Source organism: Isoptericola sp. NPDC057191 (genome assembly GCF_042670225.1).
Taxonomy (GTDB): domain Bacteria; phylum Actinomycetota; class Actinomycetes; order Actinomycetales; family Cellulomonadaceae; genus Isoptericola.
This window is the reverse complement of sequence record NZ_JBHUWC010000061.1, coordinates 1-20,308: the sequence shown is the minus strand read 5'-3', so window position 1 is coordinate 20,308 and position 20,308 is coordinate 1. Positions and strand designations below refer to the sequence as shown.

At 73.9% G+C, this 20,308-nt stretch carries 15 protein-coding genes; 8 read left to right on the top strand and 7 right to left on the bottom strand.

The genetic code is table 11. From position 1 onward, the window contains the following. Window positions 1-76: 76 nt before the first annotated feature. Window positions 77-781 (bottom strand): NUDIX hydrolase, encoded by a 705-nt coding sequence (locus ACFT55_RS10085; protein ID WP_380243687.1) that lies wholly within the window; start codon window positions 779-781, stop codon window positions 77-79. Window positions 782-785: 4 nt separating this feature from the next. Beyond that, window positions 786-2,234 carry a GuaB1 family IMP dehydrogenase-related protein gene (locus ACFT55_RS10080; RefSeq protein WP_380243686.1) on the bottom strand — a complete coding sequence of 483 codons (1,449 nt, stop codon included), beginning with the start codon at window positions 2,232-2,234 and terminating at the stop codon, window positions 786-788. Window positions 2,235-2,428: 194 nt separating this feature from the next. Here ACFT55_RS10080 and dxs point away from each other — a divergent pair, with 194 nt between their 5' ends. The 5 genes from dxs to ACFT55_RS10055 all read left to right on the top strand — a co-directional run bounded on the left by dxs (window position 2,429) and on the right by ACFT55_RS10055 (window position 9,107). Further along, window positions 2,429-4,321 (top strand): 1-deoxy-D-xylulose-5-phosphate synthase, encoded by a 1,893-nt coding sequence (gene dxs / locus ACFT55_RS10075; RefSeq protein WP_380243685.1) that lies wholly within the window; start codon window positions 2,429-2,431, stop codon window positions 4,319-4,321. Window positions 4,322-4,388: 67 nt separating this feature from the next. Beyond that, on the top strand, window positions 4,389-5,054 hold the full coding sequence (locus ACFT55_RS10070; protein ID WP_380243684.1) for an HAD family hydrolase: 666 nt from the start codon (window positions 4,389-4,391) through the stop codon (window positions 5,052-5,054). Between the two features lie 99 nt (window positions 5,055-5,153). Next, a complete protein-coding gene (pflB, locus tag ACFT55_RS10065; RefSeq protein ID WP_380243683.1) occupies window positions 5,154-7,409 on the top strand; it encodes a formate C-acetyltransferase in 2,256 nt (751 codons plus the stop codon). Between the two features lies 1 nt (window position 7,410). Then, complete coding sequence (pflA, locus tag ACFT55_RS10060; RefSeq protein ID WP_380243682.1) at window positions 7,411-8,280, top strand: pyruvate formate-lyase-activating protein; 870 nt, start codon at window positions 7,411-7,413, stop codon at window positions 8,278-8,280. Window positions 8,281-8,351: 71 nt separating this feature from the next. Then, window positions 8,352-9,107, top strand: a complete 756-nt coding sequence (locus ACFT55_RS10055) for a PIG-L deacetylase family protein (RefSeq protein ID WP_380243681.1) — start codon at window positions 8,352-8,354, stop codon at window positions 9,105-9,107. A 12-nt stretch (window positions 9,108-9,119) separates the two neighbouring features. On the opposite strand, the gene ACFT55_RS10050 is transcribed toward ACFT55_RS10055, so the two are convergent. The 5 genes from ACFT55_RS10050 to ACFT55_RS10030 form a co-directional block, all read right to left on the bottom strand. Next, window positions 9,120-10,223 carry a glutamate--cysteine ligase gene (locus tag ACFT55_RS10050; RefSeq protein ID WP_380243680.1) on the bottom strand — a complete coding sequence of 368 codons (1,104 nt, stop codon included), beginning with the start codon at window positions 10,221-10,223 and terminating at the stop codon, window positions 9,120-9,122. 198 nt (window positions 10,224-10,421) lie between these two features. Then, the gene (locus tag ACFT55_RS10045) at window positions 10,422-12,605 is read right to left on the bottom strand and encodes a 3-hydroxyacyl-CoA dehydrogenase NAD-binding domain-containing protein (RefSeq protein ID WP_380243679.1); all 2,184 of its coding nucleotides are present in this window, start codon (window positions 12,603-12,605) and stop codon (window positions 10,422-10,424) included. 3 nt (window positions 12,606-12,608) lie between these two features. Beyond that, window positions 12,609-13,859 carry a thiolase family protein gene (locus tag ACFT55_RS10040; protein ID WP_380243678.1) on the bottom strand — a complete coding sequence of 417 codons (1,251 nt, stop codon included), beginning with the start codon at window positions 13,857-13,859 and terminating at the stop codon, window positions 12,609-12,611. 267 nt (window positions 13,860-14,126) lie between these two features. Continuing rightward, window positions 14,127-15,359: an HRDC domain-containing protein gene (locus tag ACFT55_RS10035; protein ID WP_380243677.1), complete on the bottom strand. Its 1,233-nt coding sequence runs from the start codon at window positions 15,357-15,359 to the stop codon at window positions 14,127-14,129. Beyond that, window positions 15,356-15,994, bottom strand: a complete 639-nt coding sequence (locus ACFT55_RS10030) for a DUF3000 domain-containing protein (RefSeq protein ID WP_380243676.1) — start codon at window positions 15,992-15,994, stop codon at window positions 15,356-15,358. The genes ACFT55_RS10035 and ACFT55_RS10030 overlap by 4 nt, the downstream gene beginning before the upstream one ends. Window positions 15,995-16,208: 214 nt before the next feature. On the opposite strand from ACFT55_RS10030, the gene gndA reads away from it, so the two are divergent. The 3 genes from gndA to ACFT55_RS10015 are packed head-to-tail and all read left to right on the top strand — an operon-like array spanning window position 16,209 to window position 20,258. Next, entirely contained in the window at window positions 16,209-17,645 is a 1,437-nt protein-coding gene (gndA, locus tag ACFT55_RS10025; RefSeq protein WP_380243675.1) for an NADP-dependent phosphogluconate dehydrogenase, read from the top strand. A gap of 7 nt (window positions 17,646-17,652) precedes the next feature. Beyond that, a complete protein-coding gene (locus ACFT55_RS10020; protein WP_380243674.1) occupies window positions 17,653-18,987 on the top strand; it encodes a hypothetical protein in 1,335 nt (444 codons plus the stop codon). After that, window positions 18,984-20,258, top strand: a complete 1,275-nt coding sequence (locus ACFT55_RS10015; RefSeq protein ID WP_380243673.1) for a hypothetical protein — start codon at window positions 18,984-18,986, stop codon at window positions 20,256-20,258. The genes ACFT55_RS10020 and ACFT55_RS10015 overlap by 4 nt, the downstream gene beginning before the upstream one ends. Window positions 20,259-20,308: the final 50 nt, after the last annotated feature.

The following is a 20,308-nucleotide window of genomic DNA, read 5'->3' as shown; positions in this document are numbered from 1 at the left end:
GCCCGAGGCCGTTGTGGGTCCGAAACGGGCGGGAATCCTGTCGAGTTTTCCCGCCCTTTTCGTACCCACAGCGAGGTCAGAGCTCGCGTTCGCGGCGGTGGTCCCACGGCTCGGCCCACCCGAGCCGTCGGAAGGCGGCGTCGAGGATGCCGGCGGTGAACCCCCACACCAGGTGGGGCACTCCGGCGGCGTCCAAGACCTCGAACCCCGGCCCGCGCCAGGTGCGGCCGCCGCGCCGCAGCACGGTCGTCACGCGGTGAGCCGGGTCGAGCAGGTCCGCGACCGGGGCGCGGAAGACGTGCGCGGACTCGGCGACGTCGACCACGCGGACGGGGGTAGGACGCGCCCACCACGCCAGCACCGGCGTGACGAGGTGGTTGCTCACCGGCATGGGGAGCTGCGCGAGGGTGCCGAGCACCTCGACGCCGCCGGTGTCGAGGCCCGTCTCCTCGACCGCCTCGCGCAGCGCGGCGTCGACCGGCGTCTCGCCGTCCTCCGCCCGTCCGCCCGGGAAGGCGACCTGCCCGGCGTGCGAGCGCAGGGTGGCGGCCCGCTCCAGGAGCAGCACGTCCAGGTCCTGCGCGACGGCGAGGGCCCGGGCGTCGTGGTCCGCCGCCAGGTCGTCGAGCACGCCGAAGAGCACGAGGACGGCCGCGGGGCGCGCCGACGCCGCGTCGAGCTCGCCCCGCGCCAAGCCCCAGTCGGACAGGAAGGCCCCGTCCGCGGCCAGCTCGACGAGCTGGTCGCGGGCGGCGCGGGCGCCGTGCCCCGGGGTCGTCACCGCGTCACCAGCTCGTGGCGACCGGCATGCCCTCGGCGTAGCCCGCTGCGGACTGCACGCCCACCAGCGCGCGCTCGTGGAACTCCGCCAGCGTGCGCGCCCCGGCGTACGTGCAGCTCGAGCGCAGGCCGGACGTGATCTCGTCCAGCAGGTCCTCCACCCCGGGCCGGCGCGGGTCGAGGTACATCTTCCCGGTGGAGATGCCCTCCTCGTACAGCGCCTTGCGCGCCCGGCCGAAGGCGGAGCCCGCCCCGGCGGTGCGGGCGGCCACCGCGCGGGCGGACGCCATGCCGAACGAGTCCTTGTACAGGCGGCCCGTGCCGTCGTCGTGCAGGTCGCCCGGCGACTCGTAGGTGCCGGCGAACCAGGACCCGACCATCACCTGCGACGCCCCCGCGGCCAGCGCGAGCGCGACGTCGCGCGGGTGCCGCACGCCGCCGTCGGCCCACACGTGCTTGCCGAGCTCGCGGGCGGCGGCCGCGCACTCCAGCACGGCCGAGAACTGCGGGCGCCCCACGGCGGTCTGCATGCGGGTGGTGCACATCGCGCCCGGACCCACGCCCACCTTGAGGATGTCGGCGCCGGCGGCGACGAGGTCGCGCACCCCGTCGGCCGTGACGACGTTGCCCGCGACGACCGGCACCTGCGGGTCGACGGACCGCACGGCCTCCAGGGCCTGCAGCATCTTGGACTGGTGCCCGTGCGCGGTGTCGACGACCAGCACGTCCACGCCGGCGTCGAGGAGCTCGCGCGTCTTGGCCGCGACGTCGCCGTTGATGCCGACCGCCGCGCCGATCCGCAGGCGGCCCGCGGCGTCCAGCGCCGGGCGGTACACGGAGGAGCGGACGGCGCCCTTGCGGGTGAGCACGCCCGCGAGCACGCCGTCGCGGATCACGGGGGCCAGGTGGATCTTCGCGGCGTGCATCCGCTCGAACGTGGCCTCGAGGCCGTCGGCCTCCAGCTGGGCGGCGTCGAGCGCGACGACGTCGTCCGACATCACCTGGTGCACCTGCGCAAAGCGGTCCACGGCGGCGCAGTCGCCCTCGGTGACGACGCCGACGGGCTTGCCGTCCTGGACGACGACCGCGGCACCGTGCGCGCGCTTGCCCAGCAGCGTGAGCACGGTGGACACGGTGTCGGTCGGCCCCACGACCACGGGCGTCTCGATGATCGGGTCCTTGGACTTCACGTCCGCGACGACGTCGGCGACGACGTCCACGGGGATGTCCTGCGGGATGATCGCGATGCCGCCGCGGCGCGCGACCGTCTCCGACATGCGGCGGCCCGCCACGGCCGTCATGTTCGCCACCACCACGGGGATCGTGGTGCCGGTGCCGTCGTCCGAGGCGAGGTCGACGTCGAAGCGGCTGGTCACGTCCGAGCGGGACGGGACCATGAAGACGTCGCCGTAGGTGAGGTCGGTGGTGGGCTGCTGCCCGTCGAGAAAGCGCACAGGTGTCCCCTGAGAAGTGTGCCGAGGGAGGATCGTCCGTCCCTCGAACGCTCGCCGGCGGTCACGTGTTCCCGTCGGCAGGGTCGAAACTACCCCGTGCGGCGACCGCGCGTGGCGGGGGACGGACCGCGAGGCGGCGCCGACCACCGGTGCAGACCGCCTAGAGTGGTGTGGCTATGAACGGGGAGGAACGCATGAGCCTGCTGAGCAGCATCGGCTCGCCCGAGGACGTCCGCCGGCTGTCGCCGGAGCAGACGACACAGCTCGCGGCGGAGATCCGGGCGTTCCTGGTCGACCAGGTGTCGCGGACGGGTGGCCATCTCGGGCCCAACCTGGGCGTCGTCGAGCTGACGATCGCCCTGCACCGCGCCTTCGAGTCGCCGCGGGACACCCTCGTGTTCGACACCGGGCACCAGGCGTACGTGCACAAGCTCCTCACGGGGCGGCAGGACTTCTCGGCGCTGCGCAAGGCCGGCGGCATGTCCGGCTACCCGTCGCGCGCCGAGTCGGAGCACGACGTCGTCGAGAACTCGCACGCCTCGACGGCCCTGTCGTGGGCCGACGGCATCGCCAAGGCCAACACCGTCCAGGGCCGCCCGGACAAGCACGTCGCCGCCGTCATCGGCGACGGTGCCCTCACCGGCGGCATGGCGTGGGAGGCCCTCAACAACATCGCGGCGTCCCAGGACCGGCGCCTGGTGATCGTCGTCAACGACAACGGCCGGTCCTACTCGCCCACCATCGGCGGCGTCGCGAACCACCTGCACACGCTGCGCACCACCCGCGGCTACGAGGCGTTCCTGTCGTGGGGCAAGCGCACCCTGCACCGCACCGGTGCTCCCGGGCGCTTCGCCTACGACTGGCTGCACGGGCTGAAGAAGGGCCTCAAGGACGTCGTCGCGCCGCAGGGCATGTTCGAGGACCTCGGCCTGAAGTACATCGGCCCGGTCGACGGGCACGACGTCACGGCCATGGAGCACGCCCTACGGCGCGCCCGCGCCTACGGCGGCCCCGTCATCGTCCACGCGATCACGGAGAAGGGCCGCGGGTACACCCCGGCCGAGCAGGACGTCGCCGACCGCTTCCACGCCGTCGGGCAGATCCACCCGGAGACCGGCCTGCCCGTCGCGCCGTCGCGGTTCGGCTGGACGAAGGTCTTCGCCGACGAGATCGTGAAGATCGGCCGCGACCGGCCCGACGTCGTCGCGATCACGGCGGCGATGCTGCACCCGGTGGGCCTCGCCCCGTTCGCGCAGGAGTTCCCGGCACGCACGTTCGACGTCGGCATCGCGGAGCAGCAGGCCGCGACGTCGGCGGCCGGCATGGCGTTCGCCGGGCTGCACCCCGTGGTCGCCGTCTACGCCACCTTCCTCAACCGCGCTTTCGACCAGGTGCTCATGGACGTCGCCCTGCACCGCGCCGGCGTGACCTTCGTCCTGGACCGCGCCGGCGTCACCGGCGACGACGGGGCCAGCCACAACGGCATGTGGGACATGGCGATGCTGCGGATCGTGCCGGGCCTGCGCCTGGCGGCGCCGCGCGACGAGCCCACGCTGCGGGCGGCGCTGCGCGCCGCGGTGGACGTCGACGACGCCCCGACCGTCGTGCGCTACCCCAAGGGCGCGCTGTCCGACCCCGTGCCTGCCGTCGAGGAGCTCGACGGCGTGGACGTCGTCGCGCGGCACACGCCGGGCGCGGGTGCCGCCGCGGCGGACACGAAGGTCCTCGTGGTCGGCGTGGGGTCCATGGTGAGCACGGCGCTCGCGGCGGGGGAGTCGCTGGCCGCCCACGGGCTGACCGTCGACGTCGTCGCGCCCACGTGGGTGCTGCCGGTGCCCGAGGCGCTGGTGAAGCTCGCGGGCGAGCACGACCTCGTCCTCACGATCGAGGACGGCGTGGTCGACGGCGGCGTCGGCGCCATGACCGCGCAGCGGGCGGGGGAGCAGGGCGTGCGCACGCCGTTCGTGCACGTCGGCCTGCCGGTCGCGTTCCTCGACCATGCGAGCCGGGACCAGGTCCTCACCCAGCAGCGCATGCGGGCCGAGGACGCCGTGCGGGACACGCTCGCCGCGCTCGCGCGCGACTGAGCGCGCCGCGACGGACCCCGGCGGGACCGGCAGGCGCGGGTCCGGCCCGGGCCGCTAGCCTCCGGTCATGATCTGGTTGCTCGACCTCGACAACACCCTGGTGGGCCGCGCGGAGGCGTTCGAGGCCTGGGCGTCGCAGGAGGTCCGCGGGGCCGGCGGCACCCCCGACGACCTCGCCGCCGTCCTCGCCGTCGACGAGGGGGGTCACGGTTCCAAGGAGGCGCTCGCCCGCGTCCTGATCGCCCGCCTCGGCTGGGACGCCGACGTCCCCGCCGCGATCGAGCGGTTCCGGGCCGGCATCCTCGACCGTGTGCGCGCCTACGACGGCGTGCTGTTCTCGCTCGACGTGCTGCGGGGCGCCGGGCACCCCGTGGCGATCGTGACCAACGGGACGTCGGCCCAGCAGCGCGGCAAGATCGCGCGCTGCGGCCTCGAGGCGCACGTCGACGCGATCGTCGTCTCCGAGGAGGAGGGCGTCGCGAAGCCCGACCCGCGCCTGCTCGAGATCGCGTTGGAGCGGCTCGGCGCCGTGGGGGTCGACCGGCGTCAGGTCTGGATGGTCGGCGACGCGGGGCACGCCGACGTCGCGGCGGGCCGGGCGGCGGGCACCCGCACGGCGTGGGTGTCCCACGGCCGCTCGTGGGACGGCCCGGACCGGCCGGACGTCGTCGCCCCCACCACCCGGGAGGCGCTCGCGCTCGCGGCCTCTCCGCCCGGCGCGGTCCTGGACTGACCTTCGGCGGGTGCCGGCGGTGTCTGCGACGTCACACTCCTCGACATCGCTTGTGAAGGCTTTCACGAATAGGCTGTGGTCATACCTCAAGGAGGGCACATGACCACCGACGCGGCACCCACCACGACCAGCGCCTGGACCGGCTTCGCACCCGGACCCTGGTGCGACGGCATCGACGTCCGGGACTTCATCCAGCGCAACTACACCCCGTACACCGGCGACGACCGGTTCCTCGCGGGGCCGACGGCGCGCACCACCGGCGTGTGGGAGAAGCTCTCGGCGATGTTCCCCGTCGAGCGCGAGAAGGGCGTCTATGACGTCGACCCGCACACCCCGGCGGGCATCACCGCGCACGGGCCCGGCTACATCGACCGTGACGCGGAGCTGGTGGTCGGCCTGCAGACCGACGCCCCGCTCAAGCGCGCGATCATGCCGAACGGTGGCTGGCGCATGGTCGAAGGCGCCCTCGAGACGTACGGCTACCCGGTCGACGCAGACCTGCGGAAGGTGTTCACGGAGTACCGCAAGACCCACAACCAGGGCGTCTTCGACGTGTACCCGCCGTCGGTCCGGGCCGCGCGCAGCTCCCACATCATCACCGGCCTGCCCGACGCCTACGGCCGCGGCCGCATCATCGGCGACTACCGCCGCGTCGCCCTGTACGGCGTCGACCAGCTGGTCGCCGCGAAGAAGGTCGACAAGCTCGGCCTCGACGTCCAGCCCTTCAGCGAGTCCGTGGCGCGCGAGCGCGAGGAGCACGCCGAGCAGATCCGCGCGCTCGGCGAGCTCAAGGAGATGGCCGCGTCCTACGGGTACGACATCTCGGGCCCGGCGACCACGGCCCGCGAGGCGGTGCAGTGGCTCTACTTCGGCTACCTCGCCGCGGTGAAGGAGCAGAACGGCGCCGCGATGTCCCTCGGGCGTACGTCGACCTTCCTCGACGTGTTCATCGAGCGTGACCTGCAGGCCGGGCGCCTCACCGAGCCCGAGGCGCAGGAGATCGTCGACGACTTCGTCATCAAGCTGCGCATCGTGCGCTTCCTGCGCACCCCGGAGTACGACGCCCTGTTCTCCGGCGACCCGACGTGGGTCACCGAGACCATCGGCGGCATGGGGGAGGACGGCCGCCCGCTCGTCACCAAGAACTCGTTCCGCTTCCTGCAGACCCTGTACAACCTGGGCCCCGCGCCGGAGCCGAACATGACCGTCTTCTGGAGCCCGCGCCTGCCCCGCGGCTTCAAGGACTTCTGCGCGAAGGTGTCGATCGACACGTCGGCCGTGCAGTACGAGTCGGACGAGCAGATCCGGCCGGCCTGGGGCGACGACGCCGCCATCGCCTGCTGCGTCTCGCCGATGGCCGTCGGCAAGCAGATGCAGTTCTTCGGCGCGCGCGTCAACCTCGCCAAGGCGCTGCTGTACGCGATCAACGGCGGCAAGGACGAGGTGACGGGCAAGCAGGTCTCGCCCGCGTTCCCCGGCGTCGCACCGGGCCTCCCGCTCGACTACGACGACGTGCGGGCCCGCTTCGACCGCACCTTGGACTGGCTCGCCGAGACGTACGTGGAGGCGCTCAACTGCATCCACTGGTCGCACGACAGGTACGCGTACGAGCGGCTCGAGATGGCCCTGCACGACAAGGACGTGCTGCGCACCATGGCCTGCGGCATCGCCGGGCTGTCCGTCGCGGCGGACTCCCTGTCGGCCATCCGGCACGCCACCGTGGTCCCGGTGGCCGACGAGCGCGGCATCGTCGTGGACTACGAGATCGACGGCGACTACCCCGCCTATGGCAACGACGACGACCGGGTCGACGCCATCGCCGTCGAGCTCGTCGAGTCGTTCATGGCCAAGATCCGCCGCCACCGGACGTACCGCGACGCCGTCCCCACCCAGTCGGTGCTGACCATCACGTCCAACGTGGTCTACGGCAAGGCCACCGGGAACACCCCGGACGGCCGCCGCGCGGGCGAGCCCTTCTCGCCCGGCGCCAACCCGATGAACGGCCGCGACACGCACGGCATGCTCGCCTCGGCACTGTCCGTCGCCAAGCTGCCCTACGACCAGGCGCAGGACGGCATCTCGCTGACCAACACCGTCGTCCCGTCCGGCCTCGGCCGCACCCGCGAGGAACAGGTCGCCAACCTCGCCGGCCTGCTCGACGCCTCCGTCGGCGCCAACGGCTACCACATGAACGTCAACGTCCTCGTGCGCGAGACCCTCGAGGACGCGATGGAGCACCCGGAGAAGTACCCGCAGCTGACCATCCGCGTCAGCGGCTACGCGGTGAACTTCGTGCGGCTGACCCGCGAGCAGCAGCTGGACGTGCTGTCGCGGACCTTCCACGGGGGGCTCTGACATGACTGCCGGCCCGGTGCTGCTGGACGCCCCCTCCCGGCGCCGGGCCGGCGCCGGCCTGCGCGGGATCGAGACCGTCGACCCCCGCGATGTCGACCGGTCCGACCGCCTGGCGCTGATGCGCTCGGGCGAGCTCGGCTCGGTGCACTCCTGGGAGCTCGTGACCGCCGTGGACGGCCCCGGCACCCGGCTGACGGTCTTCCTCAGCGGCTGCCCGCTGCGGTGCCTGTACTGCCACAACCCGGACACGCTCGCGATGAAGGACGGCGAACCCGTCCTGGCGCAGGAGCTGCTGGCCCGCGTGGCCCGGTACCGGGGGATCTTCTCCGCGACCGGGGGCGGCCTCACCCTCTCGGGCGGCGAGGTGCTCATGCAGCCCGCGTTCGCCGCCCGGGTGCTGCGCGGCGCCAAGGAGCTCGGGGTGCACACCACCCTCGACACCTCAGGCTTCCTCGGCGCGAACGCCACCGACGCCATGCTCGACGACACCGACCTCGTGCTCCTGGACATCAAGGCGGGGGACGAGGACACCTACCGCCGCGTCACGGGGCGCTCGCTGGCCCCCACGCTCCGGTTCGGCCGCCGGCTCGCCGAGCGCGGCGTGCGCGTGTGGGTGCGGTTCGTGCTCGTCCCCGGCCTCACCGACGCCCCTGAGAACGTGGCCGCCGTCGCCCGGCACGCCGCCGACATCGAGGCTGCGCGGCCGGGCACCGTGGAGCGGGTCGAGGTGCTCCCGTTCCACCAGATGGCCCGCGACAAGTGGGCGGAGCTCGGCCGCGCCTACGAGCTCGAGGCCACGCAGCCGCCCACCCCCGAGGCGACCGAGGCCGTGCGCGAGGTCTTCCGGTCCCACGGCCTCACGACCTACTGACCAGCTGGCGCGGCGGGCGCCCGGGTGCCTGTCGAGGCGCGGGGGGCAGCCGCCCTCGCTAGCGTGTGGGCATGACGACGACGCCTGGCGACACCCCGCTGCGCCCCCTCGACGAGAGCTGGACGACGGCGCTCGCGGTGGTGGCGCACCCGGACGACATGGAGTTCGGCGCGGCGGCGGCGGTCGCGCGCTGGACGGGGCAGGGCAAGCGCGTCGTCTACACGATGGTGACGAGCGGCGAGGCGGGCATCGACGGCATGGACCCCGCCGAGGCGCGTCGCGTCCGGGAGGGGGAGCAGGTCGCCTCCGCGCGGGCCGTCGGCGTGGACGACGTCGAGTTCCTCGGCTTCGCCGACGGGGTGGTCGAGTACGGCCTGCCGCTGCGCCGGGCGATCGCGGGCGCCGTCCGGCGACACCGCCCCGAGGTGGTGATCACCGGCAACTACCGCGAGACGTTCCCCGGCGGCATGCTCAACCAGGCCGACCACATCGCCACCGGGCGGGCCGTCGTCGACGCCGTGCGCGACGCAGGCAACCGCTGGGTCTTCCACGACCAGCTGGAAGCCGAGGGTCTCGAGCCGTGGGGAGGCGTGCGCCAGGTCTGGGTGGCCGGGTCGCCGGACGCGGCGCACGCCGTGGACGTCACAGCGACGTTCGACGCCGGGGTGGCGTCCCTGCGTGCCCACGCCGCGTACCTCGACGGGCTCGGGTGGGAGCACTTCGACCCGGCGGAGTTCCTCGCCACGATGACGAGGGCCGCCGGGCCGGCGCTGGGCGTCGAGCACGCCACGGCGTTCGAGGTGCTGCGGATGGGCTGGGAGGACTGACGACGCAGCGCCTCAGGCGTGCGTCACCGCGACCGCACGGTCGACGACGTGGCGCAGGTCGCCGTCCGCCGCGTGCCAGGAGCGCTGCCGCGCCGCGCCGTTCCCGGAGGCCCAGAGGGCGCCCAGGAGGTCCGTGACCGCGTCCAGGTCGCCCGCGTCGACCAGCGCGTCCCGGACGTGGGCCACGAGCTGTCCGACGACGTCGTGCGCCCCGGCGGGCCGCCACGTGTGCGGGGACAGCAGGTCGTCCGCGAGGCCCGAGCGGCCGGCTCGCCAGGAGGCCGTGCGCAGCAGCTCCGGGCGCAGCACGGGCGCCGCGAGGCCGTCCGCGGCCTCCCGCGCCGCGGTCTCCACGAGCCCCCGGGCGAGCGCGCCCAGCAGGGTGGCCGTGTCGGCGTCGAGGCAGACGTCGGCGACGCGGATCTCCACCGTCGGGTACCGGGCGGACAGGCGGGCGTCGAAGTAGACCATGTTCTCGTCGAGGATGGTGCCCGTGGCGACGAGGCCGTCGACCGCCTCGTGGTACGCCTCGGCGGAGCCGAACGCCCGCGTCGGGCCCGAGGTGGGCCAGCGCGCCCAGACCTGGGAGCGGTAGCTCGCGAAGCCGGAGTCCTCGCCCTGCCAGAACGGGGAGTTGGTGCTCAGCGCCAGCAGGACGGACAGCCACGGGCTGATCCGGTCGAGCACGGCCACGCCCTCCGCGTCGTCGGCGACCGCGACGTGCACGTGGCAGCCGCTGGTCAGCTGTTCGCGGGCGGTGAGCCCAAACCTCGCCCGCGCCTCCAGGTAGCGCAGCCGGGCCACGGTCGTGCCCTCGAAGGGCCACGGGGAGGTGGCCAGCGCGGCCACCCGGGCGTCCACCCGGTCCGCCGCGGCCTGCGCGCGCGCCCGTCCGGCGCGGATCTCCGCCGCGAGGTCGGCGAGCTCGCGGCGCGGGTGCGTCGCGGTCTCGATCTGCTCCTCCATGAACTCGACCTCGAGGTCACCACCGGGCACCTCGTCAGCGGGCCGTCGGCCGCCGTCCTCTGCCTGGTCGGAGGCGTCGAGGGCCTCCGTCGCCTTGGCGACGGGCCGCCCGTCGTCGCCCACCAGGAGGAACTCCTCTTCGATACCCATCGTCCGCTTCACCGGGGAAGTCTCACATGTCCACGCTGTCCGCGCCCCACCGCTGGGCCACCGGTCCCGCGCGGCGTCTGACGCCCCCCAGGACGCCCGACGGCCGGCCCCCGGGTGGGGACCGGCCGTCGGGCGGGGACGGGCTCGTGGCCCGGCCCCGCCCCGAGGGAGGAGGGTGTCAGGTGCTGTCGGCCTGCGTCAGGCGACGGCCTCGGGGACGTTCGCGACGCCGTCCGGCAGGATGCGGCGCCCGAGGACCTTCTCGGAGTATCCGGAGCGGTCGAGGTAGGGCGTGATGCCGCCGGTGTGGAAGCCCCACCCGGCGCCCAGGATCATGCAGAGGTCGATCTGCTGCGGCCCGACCACGACGCCCTCGTCGAGCATGTGGCCGACCTCGACCGTCAGTGCCGTGAGCACCGCGTCGAGCACGCCGGCGGCGTCCAGCACCGGGGTGCCGTGCCGGCCCGTCGACCCTGCCTCGAGCGCCTCGCCGAACACGGCCTGGATCGCCGGGTCGACCGGCTTCGGCAGGCCCGGCGCCGGGCGGTCGAGGACCACCCGGGTGCCGTCGGCCACGAGCTTCTCGAGGCCGGGGGAGGTCGGGAACCGGTCGCCCAGGTCCTCGCGCAGCGACGTGAGCACGTGCAGCCCCACGGCCGGTCCGACGAGGTCGAAGAGCTCGAACGTGGGCATCGGGAAGCCCAGCGGCGCGAGGGCGGTGTCCGCGACCTCGACCGACGTGCCGTTCTCGATGGCCTCGACCACCTTGCCCATGACGAGCACGAGCAGGCGGTTGACCACGAAGCCCGGCCGGTCGGCGACCAGGACCGCCGTCTTGCGCAGCTTCTTCGTGATCGCGAACGCCGTGGCGAGGGCCTCGTCGGAGGTCTCCGTCGCCTGCACGACCTCGACCAGCGGCATCTGGGCGACCGGGTTGAAGAAGTGGATGCCCACCACGCGCTCCGGGTGCGCCAGGTCGGCGGCCATCTCGGTGACGGACAGGGCGGAGGTGTTCGTCGCGAGGATCGTCTCCGGCGAGACGATGCCCTCGAGCTCGGCGAAGACCTTCTTCTTCAGGCCCATGACCTCGGTCACGGCCTCGACGACGACGTCGCACGACGCGAGCTCGCCGATCTCGGTGGTGCCGTGCACGCTGGCGACGATGCGCGCCGCCGCCTCGGGCGTCATCCGCCCACGGCCGACGAGCTTCTCGACGGTGGCACGGACGAACCCGAGGCCCTTGTCGACGCGCTCGGCGTCGAGGTCGCGCATGACCACGGGCACGCCGAGGCGCTGCGCGACGAGCAGGGCGATCTGCGCGGCCATGAGGCCCGCGCCGACGATGCCGACCCGGGTGACCGGGCGGGCGAGGCTCTTGTCCGGGGCGCCCGCCGGCTTCTTGCCGCCCGAGACGAGCTGGAACGCGTACACGCTCGCGCGCATCTCGTCGGACATGATCAGGTCGGCCAGCGCCTGGTCCTCGGCCGCGAAGGCCTCCTCGCGGCTCGCGGTGCGGGCCGCGGCGAGCAGGTCGAGCGCGCGGTACGGCGCCGGCCGCGAGCCGGCGACGACGGCGTCGAGCCGCTGGCGGGTCGCCGCGACGACGGCGTCCCACACCGGCTGCGGGTCGAGCTCGCGACGCTCCACGGAGATCTCGCCGCGCACCACGCGCGACGCCCACAGGATCGACTGCTCGAGGAAGTCCGCGGCCTCGAAGAGCTCGTCCACGAGGCCGATCTGCGCCGCCTCGGCGGGCTTGAAGGGCTTCTGCGCCGCCGGGCGGGTGAGGACGACGTCCACGGCCTTCTCGATGCCGACCAGGCGGGGCACGAGGTAGGCGCCGCCCCAGCCCGGCACGAGGCCGAGGCCGGTCTCGGGCAGGCCGAGAGCAGGGGCGTCGGAGGAGACGGTGCGGTAGTCGCAGTTGAGCGCGACCTCGAGGCCGCCGCCGAGGGCGAGGCCGTTGACGAACGCGAAGGTCGGCACGCCCATGGTGTGCAGCAGCTCGTAGGCGGCGTGGCCGGAGCGTCCCAGCTCGAGCGCCTGGTCGTGCGAGGTGACGGTCGAGACCTGCAGCAGGTCTGCGCCCGCCGCCAGGAAGTACGGCTTGCCCGTGACGGCGACGGCGGCGATCTCGCCGCGGCCGGCCCGCTCCCGCAGCGCGGTGAGCGCCGCCGTGAGCTCGGCCATGCCCTGGGGGCCCAGGGTGCTGGGCTTGGTGTGGTCGAGGCCGTTGTCGAGGGTGACGAGCGCGAGGGTGCCCGCCCCGCCCGGGAGCTCGACGTCGCGCACGCGCGAGTGGGTGACGCGCTCGGCGCGGACCCCGCCGGCGGCCTGCTCGGTGGCGCGCTCGGCGGAGTTCTCGGTGGTGTTCGAGGGCATGGGTCAGTTCTCCTCGTCCGTGGCGGTGGTGTGGCCGGAGTAGTCGGCGTGGTGCGGGTTCTCCCAGATCACGGTGCCGCCCTGGCCGAGGCCGACGCACATGGTGGTGATGCCGTACCGGACCTCGGGGTGGGCCGCGAACTGGTGCGCGAGCTGCATCATGAGGCGCACGCCCGAGCTGGCCAGCGGGTGGCCCATGGCGATGGCGCCGCCGTACGGGTTGACCCGCTCGTCGTCGTCGGCGATGCCGTAGTGGTCGAGGAAGCTCAGCACCTGCACGGCGAAGGCCTCGTTGATCTCGAACAGGCCGATGTCGTCGATGGTGAGGCCGGCCTGGGCGAGCGCCTTCTCCGTGGCCGGGACCGGGCCGTAGCCCATGATCGACGGGTCGACGCCGGCGAACGCGGAGGACACCAGGCGCATCGCGACCGGCAGGCCCAGCTCGGCGGCGGTGTCGCCGGACGCCAGCAGGGCGGCCGTGGCGCCGTCGGTGAGCGGCGAGGCGTTGCCCGCCGTGACGCGGCCGCCGGGGCGGAACGGCGTCTTGAGGTGGGCGATGCCCTCGACGGTGGTGCCGGGGCGCGGCAGCTCGTCCGCCGTCGCGAGGCCCCAGCCCTGCTCGGTCGACCGGACAGCGACCGGGACGAGCTCCGGGCCGACGTCGCCGTTCGCCACGGCCTTGGCGTACTTGGCCTGGCTGTTCACGGCGTAGGCGTCCGCGCGTGCCTTGGTGAGGTGCGGGAACTTGTCGTGCAGGTTCTCGGCCGTGACGCCCATGTTGAGCGCCTCGGGGTCGACGAGCCGCTCCGACAGGAAGCGGGGGTTCGGCTCGGCGTCGAAGCCCATGGGGTGCCGGCCCATGTGCTCGACACCGCCCGCGATCACGACGTCGGCGCTCCCGGTGGCGATGCCGGCCGCGGTGGTCGTGACGGCCGTCATCGCGCCGGCGCACATGCGGTCGATGGCGAAGCCGGGCACGGTGGCCGGCAGGCCGGCGAGCATGCCGACCGTGCGGCCGAGCGTGAGGCCCTGGTCGCCCTGCTGGGTCGTGGCGGCGATGGCCACCTCGTCCACGCGCTCGCCCGGCAGCTCGGGGTGGCGGCGCAGCAGCTCGCGCACCGCCTTGACGACGAGGTCGTCCGCGCGCGTCTCGGCGTACAGGCCGTCGGGGCGGGCCTTGCCGAACGGCGTCCGCACGCCTTCGACGAAGACGACGTCGCGCAGCGCGCGGCGGGCCGGGTTCCGGGTGGTCATGGCAGCTCCATCCACTGACGATGGTCGGGACTTCGGCGTCCGACGAGCGACGCCGCTCACGGGGCGCGACCCGCGTGAGGCCGGCACCGAGGTACACGCTACCGCGAGTACCGGTAACGAGAATAGACCACTCTGAGACCCGGTCTCACCGCAGTTGTCAGAACCACGCCCGGCCAGACCATGACCTGGTTCTGACAACCGCGGGGGCGGGGAGGTTGTCAGAACCAGGTGGTGCCAGAGGCTCACCTGGTTCTGACAGGTGCGGCGTCAGGAGACGGTGTCGAACGCGGTCTCGAGCGGGGCGGCGACCAGGTCGATCTGCCACGGGCGGGCACCACGCCCGCGCAGGAACTCCGCGATCTCGGAGGCGCGGGCCGGGTCCGGCGGCGTCCAGCACAGGCGGCGCAGGGCGTCGGGCTGGAGCAGGTTCTCGACCGGCACGTGCAGGTCGCCGGACATGGTCGTGAGGAGCTCGCGGGCGCCGGCGAGCCGGCGCGCTGCGACCGGGTCTCGGTCGGCCCAGGTGCGCGGCTGCGGGGGCCCGTCGGTGCGGGGGCCGCGCTGGCTCGGCAGCCGGTCGTCGGGCAGCGCCAGCGCCTCGTCGATCGCCTGCTGCCAGGCCGGCGCACGACGGCGGGTGGCCTTGCCGGCGAACTCGGGCAGGGCCACGAGCTGCGGCACGGTGCGGGGCAGGGCGCGGGCCGCGGCGACGATGGCGCGGTCGGGCAGGACGCGCCCGGGGGAGATGTCGCGGGCCCGGGCGTTGGCGTCGCGCGCCAGCCACAGGCTGCGCACGACGGCGAGCTGACGACGGTCGCGCAGCGTGTGCGTGCCCGACGTCCGCCGCCACGGGTCGACGCGCGGGGCCGGGGGAGCGGCGGTGCGCTCGGCCTCGAACTCCTGCGCGGCCCACTCCGCCTTGCCGTCGGCGTCCAGCCGTTCGGCGAGCCGGTCGCGCAGGTCTACCAGCACCTCGACGTCGAGCGCCGCGTAACGCAGCCAGTCCTCCGGCAGGGGCCGGGTGGACCAGTCGACCGCGGAGTGCTCCTTCGCCAGGCCGAGGCCGAGCAGCTCGGCGACGACGGCGGCGAGCCCGACGCGCTCCAGCCCCAGCAGGCGCGCGGCGAGCTCGGTGTCGAACACCCGCGCGGGGCGCAGCCCGTGCTCCGCCAGGCCCGGGAGGTCCTGCGAGGCGGCGTGCAGCACCCACTCGGCGTCGCCCACCGCCTCGCCCAGGGGCGAGAGGTCGGGCAGCGCGACCGGGTCGATGAGGGCCGTGCCGGCACCCTCCCGGCGCACCTGCACGAGGTAGGTGGCCTGCCCGTACCGGTAGCCCGACGCCCGCTCGGCGTCCGCGGCCACGGGTCCGGTGCCGGCCCCGAAGCGCTCGACGACGCGGTCGAACGCCGCCGGCGTATCGACGACGCGCCCCACACCGCCCGCGGGCTCGGTGAGGGGGACGACGTCGGCAGCGGCGGACGCGGGAACTGCTGAGCTCATGGGCCCACGGTATGCGGTCGCGACGAGGGCCGGGTGCGAGGCGCCGGACGGGACGGCAGCGCGGTGACGCCGTCGGGGAGCGGCGGGAGGCCGCCGGCGGTGGCCATCAGATCCGCCCAGACCGCGAGGTGGGCGCCGAGCTCGGTGTCCGTGGGCGTCCACGACGCCCGGATCTCGAGGTCGACGGCGTCGGGTGTCGCGCCCAGCGCGCCGAAGCTCTGGGAGAGCACGCGCGTGACCGTGCCGCCGAGGGCCACGGGCTCGACCCCCGCGGCGCCGAGGGCCTCGGTCACCCAGGTCCAGGCCACGTCGGCGAGCAGCGGGTCGGCCGCGAGCTCGGGCTCGAGGGTGGCGCGCACCAGCGTGACGACCCGGAAGGTGCCCTGCCAGGTCTCCTGCCCGTCCGGGTCGTGCAGGACGACGAACCGGCCCGTCGCGACCTCCTCGCCGTCGGGCTCCGCGACCTCGCCCTCCAGGGCGACGGACCACGGGGCGATGCGCGTCGGCCCCGGGATCTCCGCGAGGTGCACCTCGCCGCGCAGCCGTCGCTCGCGCAAGGACGCCAGCGCGGCCGCGAAGGGTGCGGGCGCCTGCCTGGGATCCTGCCTGGGGTCACCCGTGCGATCGCCGGTCACGTCTGCCACCGTACGGTGCTCGGGGCGTCAGCCGGGGAAGCGACGCGGCACGACGCCGGTCGTGTCCGGATCGTGATGGTCCGTACACCTCGTGAGCCGCGCCGACTACGCTGGTCCCGGCTCCCCGGGCCGGGGCGGGCCGGCTCCTTCGCCGCTCGCCCGACGACGCCCGACGACGCCGGACCGACCGAGAACCGACGGAAGCAGGGAAACGATGACAGCTCGTGCCCAGATCGGCGTGACCGGACTTGCGGTCATGGGCCGCAACCTCGCCCGCAACTTCGCGCGGCACGGGTACACGGTCGCCGTGCACAACCGGTCCTACGCGAAGACGGAGTCGCTGGTCGCGGAGGCCGGGCACGAGGGCGACTTCGTCCCCTCCGAGTCGATGGCGGACTTCGTCGCGTCGCTCGAGCGTCCCCGCAAGGTCGTCATCATGGTGAAGGCCGGGGCCGCCACGGACGCCGTCATCGACGAGCTCGTCCCGCTGCTGGAGGAGGGCGACATCGTCGTCGACGCCGGCAACGCGCACTTCCCCGACACGATCCGCCGCGAGAAGGCGCTGAGCGCGAAGGGGCTGCACTTCGTCGGCACCGGCGTGTCGGGCGGCGAGGAGGGTGCCCTCAACGGCCCGTCGATCATGCCCGGCGGCACGCGCGAGTCCTACGCGAGCCTCGGCCCGATCCTCGAGGACATCTCCGCGAAGGTGGACGGCACCCCCTGCTGCACCTACGTGGGCCCCGACGGTGCGGGCCACTTCGTCAAGATGGTGCACAACGGCATCGAGTACGCCGACATGCAGCTCATCGCCGAGGCCTACGACCTGCTCAAGCAGGGGCTGGGCGCCTCCGCCGCGGAGATCGGGCAGATCTTCGCCGACTGGAACACCGGCGACCTCGAGTCGTTCCTCATCGAGATCACGGCCGACGTGCTGCAGCACGTGGACGCGGCCACGGGGAGCGCCTTCGTCGACGTCGTGCTCGACCAGGCCGAGCAGAAGGGCACCGGCCGCTGGACCGTGCAGAACGGCCTCGACCTGGGCGTGCCGATCACCGGCATCGCCGAGGCGACCTTCGCCCGCGCGCTGTCGGGCTCCGTGCCCCAGCGCGAGGCCGGGCGCGCGGCGCTGCCCGCCGACGCCGGCACGTGGGACGTCACGGACCGCGACGCGTTCATCGAGGACGTCCGGCTCGCGCTGTACGCGTCGAAGGTGGTGGCCTACTCCCAGGGCTTCGACCAGATCGCGGCGGCCTCGGCCGAGTACGGCTGGGACGTCGACCGCGGCGCCATGGCCCGCATCTGGCGCGGCGGCTGCATCATCCGCGCGCGCTTCCTCAACCGCATCACCGAGGCGTACGAGCGGGACGCCGACCTGTCCCTGCTGCTCGCCGACGAGTACTTCACGAACGCGGTGGCCAACGGCCTGGCGGCGTGGCGTCGCGTCGTCGCGCAGGCCGCCCTCAACGGCGTGCCCACGCCGGCGTTCTCGTCGTCCCTCGCGTACTACGACGGCGTCCGGGCCGAGCGGCTGCCCGCCGCGCTCATCCAGGCGCAGCGCGACTTCTTCGGCGCGCACACCTACCGCCGGACCGACCGCGAGGGCACGTTCCACACCGAGTGGTCCGGCGACCGCACCGAGCAGGAGGCCTGACGCCACCGTGAGCACCACCCCCAGCAGCCCGGCCACCGGCCCGGCCGCGGACACCCCCGGGTTCCGACCGGTCATCGTCGGGTCCGACATCGGCGTGTACGCCCTCGCACGGGCGTTCCACGAGCGGTACGGCGTGCGCACCACCGTGGTCGCGTTCGCCGAGCCCGGTCCGATCGCGCACTCGAGCATCATCGACGTCGTGCTGTCCGGCAGCGAGCCCGAGCAGATCGTCGAGACGCTGCGCGAGCTCGCCGCCACGCAGGTCGGCGCGGGCTCGACCGACCGGCTCGTCGCCCTCACCAACATGGACTGGGCGGTGCGCACCCTGGTGCACCACCGCGCCGAGCTCGAGGGTGCCGGGTACGTCGTGCCCTTCGCCGACGTCGCGCTCATCGACCGCATCTCCGACAAGGCGGAGTTCGCGGCGGCCTGCGCCGAGCTGGGCATCCCGACGCCTGCCACGGTGATCCAGGACTTCGCGGGCGCCGACGACGCGGGCTGGCAGCCGGCGCCCGTCGCCTTCGACTTCCCGGTCATCGCCAAGCCGGCGAGCAGCGCCGACTACCACGGCGTCACGTTCCCGGGGAAGAAGAAGATCTTCGAGATCGCCACGCCCGCGGAGCTGGACCGGCTCATGATCTCCCTGCGCGAGGCGGGGTTCCGGGGCCGCTTCCTGGTGCAGGAGATGATCCCGGGCGACGACACCCAGATGCGGTCCGTCACCGCGTACGCCGACAGCAGCGGGCGCGTAACCCTGCGCGCCTCGGCCCACGTGCTGCTCGAGGAGCGCACCCCGGCCACCCGTGGCAACCCGTCGGCGATGATCGTGGAGCGGATCGACCCGATCCTCGACGCCGCGCAGCGGCTGCTGGAGCACACGGGCTGGCGCGGCTTCGCGAACTTCGACGTGAAGCTCGACCCGCGCGACGGCGTGTTCAAGTTCTTCGAGCAGAACCCGCGGATCGGCCGCAACAACTACTACGTCACCGCCGGGGGCCAGAACGTGGCCGAGGTGCTCGTGGACGACGTCGTGCGCGGCGTGCGCCGGGAGCCGGTGACCGCGGACCGCGAGGTGCTCTACGCCGTCGTGCCGCACCGGCTGCTGCGCTCCTACGTGCTGGACCCGGCGCTGCGTGCGCGCGTCGTGGGCCTCATGCGGGCGCACCGCACCGTGCACCCGCTGCGCTACAAGGCGGACGCGTCGCCGCGGCGCCGGCTGTACGTGCTCACCGCGCTGGTCAACCACTGGCGCAAGTACCGCCAGCACTACCCGCTGGACGAGCTGCGGCGCGTGCACGCCACGAACACGCCCGACGGCGCGCCCGGCCGGGTGAGCGCATGAGCCGCACCTCTGCCCCGGATCCCCGGCCCGAGCTCGCGCCGGTCATCCTCGGCGGGGACATCGGCGTGTACGCCCTCGCCAGGGCGTTCCACGAGGAGTACGGCGTGACGTCGACGGTCGTCTCGGGCCTGGTGCCCGGGCCGATCGCCGACTCCCGCATCCTGCGCACCGTGCAGGTCGCGGACAGCCACGACCCCCGCGAGCTCGTCGACGCCGCCCTGAAGGTCGCGGCCGAGACGCTCGCGGCCGACCCCGGGCGGCGCCTGCTGCTCCTGGCCAACTCCGACTGGCTCGTGCGCACCGTGGTGCGCCACCGTGCGGAGCTGGAGGCCGCGGGCTACGTGGTGCCGTTCCTCGACGAGGCGCTCCTGGACGCCATCAGCGACAAGGCGACCTTCGCCGAGCTCGCCGAGAAGGTGGGCATCGCCGTGCCCCGCACGATCGTGCAGGACTTCGCGGACGCCGCCGACCCGTCGTGGCAGCCCGTGCCGGTCGACGTCGGCTGGCCGCTCATCGCGAAGGCTGCGAGCAGCGCGGACTACCAGGACGTCGAGTTCCCGGGCAAGCGCAAGGTGTTCGAGATCGGCAGCCAGGCCGAGCTCGACGACCTGTGGCGCCGCCTGCGGGAGGCAGGGTTCCGCGGCCGGTTCGTGGCGCAGGAGCTGGTGCCCGGCGACGACACGCAGATGCGCTCCATCACCGCGTACGTCGACGCCCACGGCGTGGCCACGCTCATGGCCGGCGCGCACGTCCTGCTCGAGGAGCACACGCCCAACGGGCTCGGGAACCCGGCCGCCATGATCACGGGCGACCTGGGCGCGATGTTCGACCAGGCGCGGGCGTTCCTGGCGGCGACCGGGTACCGCGGGTTCGCCAACTTCGACATCAAGGTGGACCCGCGGGACGGGCAGTTCGCGTTCTTCGAGGTCAACCCCCGCATCGGCCGCAACAACTACTACGTCACCGCGGCGGGCGCCAACGTGGCGCGGTTCGTCGTCGCCGACCACGTGGACGGGGTGGCGCTCGAGCCGGTCGTCGTGACCCGCGAGGTGCTCTACTCGATCCTGCCGACGAGCCTGCTGCTGCGGTACGTCCGCGAGGACGGGCTGCGGGCGAAGGTGCGCCGCCTCGCGCCGGACACGGCGCACCCGCTCGCCTACTGGTCCGCGGACGGTGGCGCCAAGCGGCGTGCGTACGTCGCGGCCGCGAAGGTCAACCAGGTGCGCAAGTTCCGGCAGTGGTACCCGGAGCCGACCGGCACCGGCTTCTGACGCCGGGACACCGAGGACACGACGGGCCCGCACCCTGCGCAGGGTGCGGG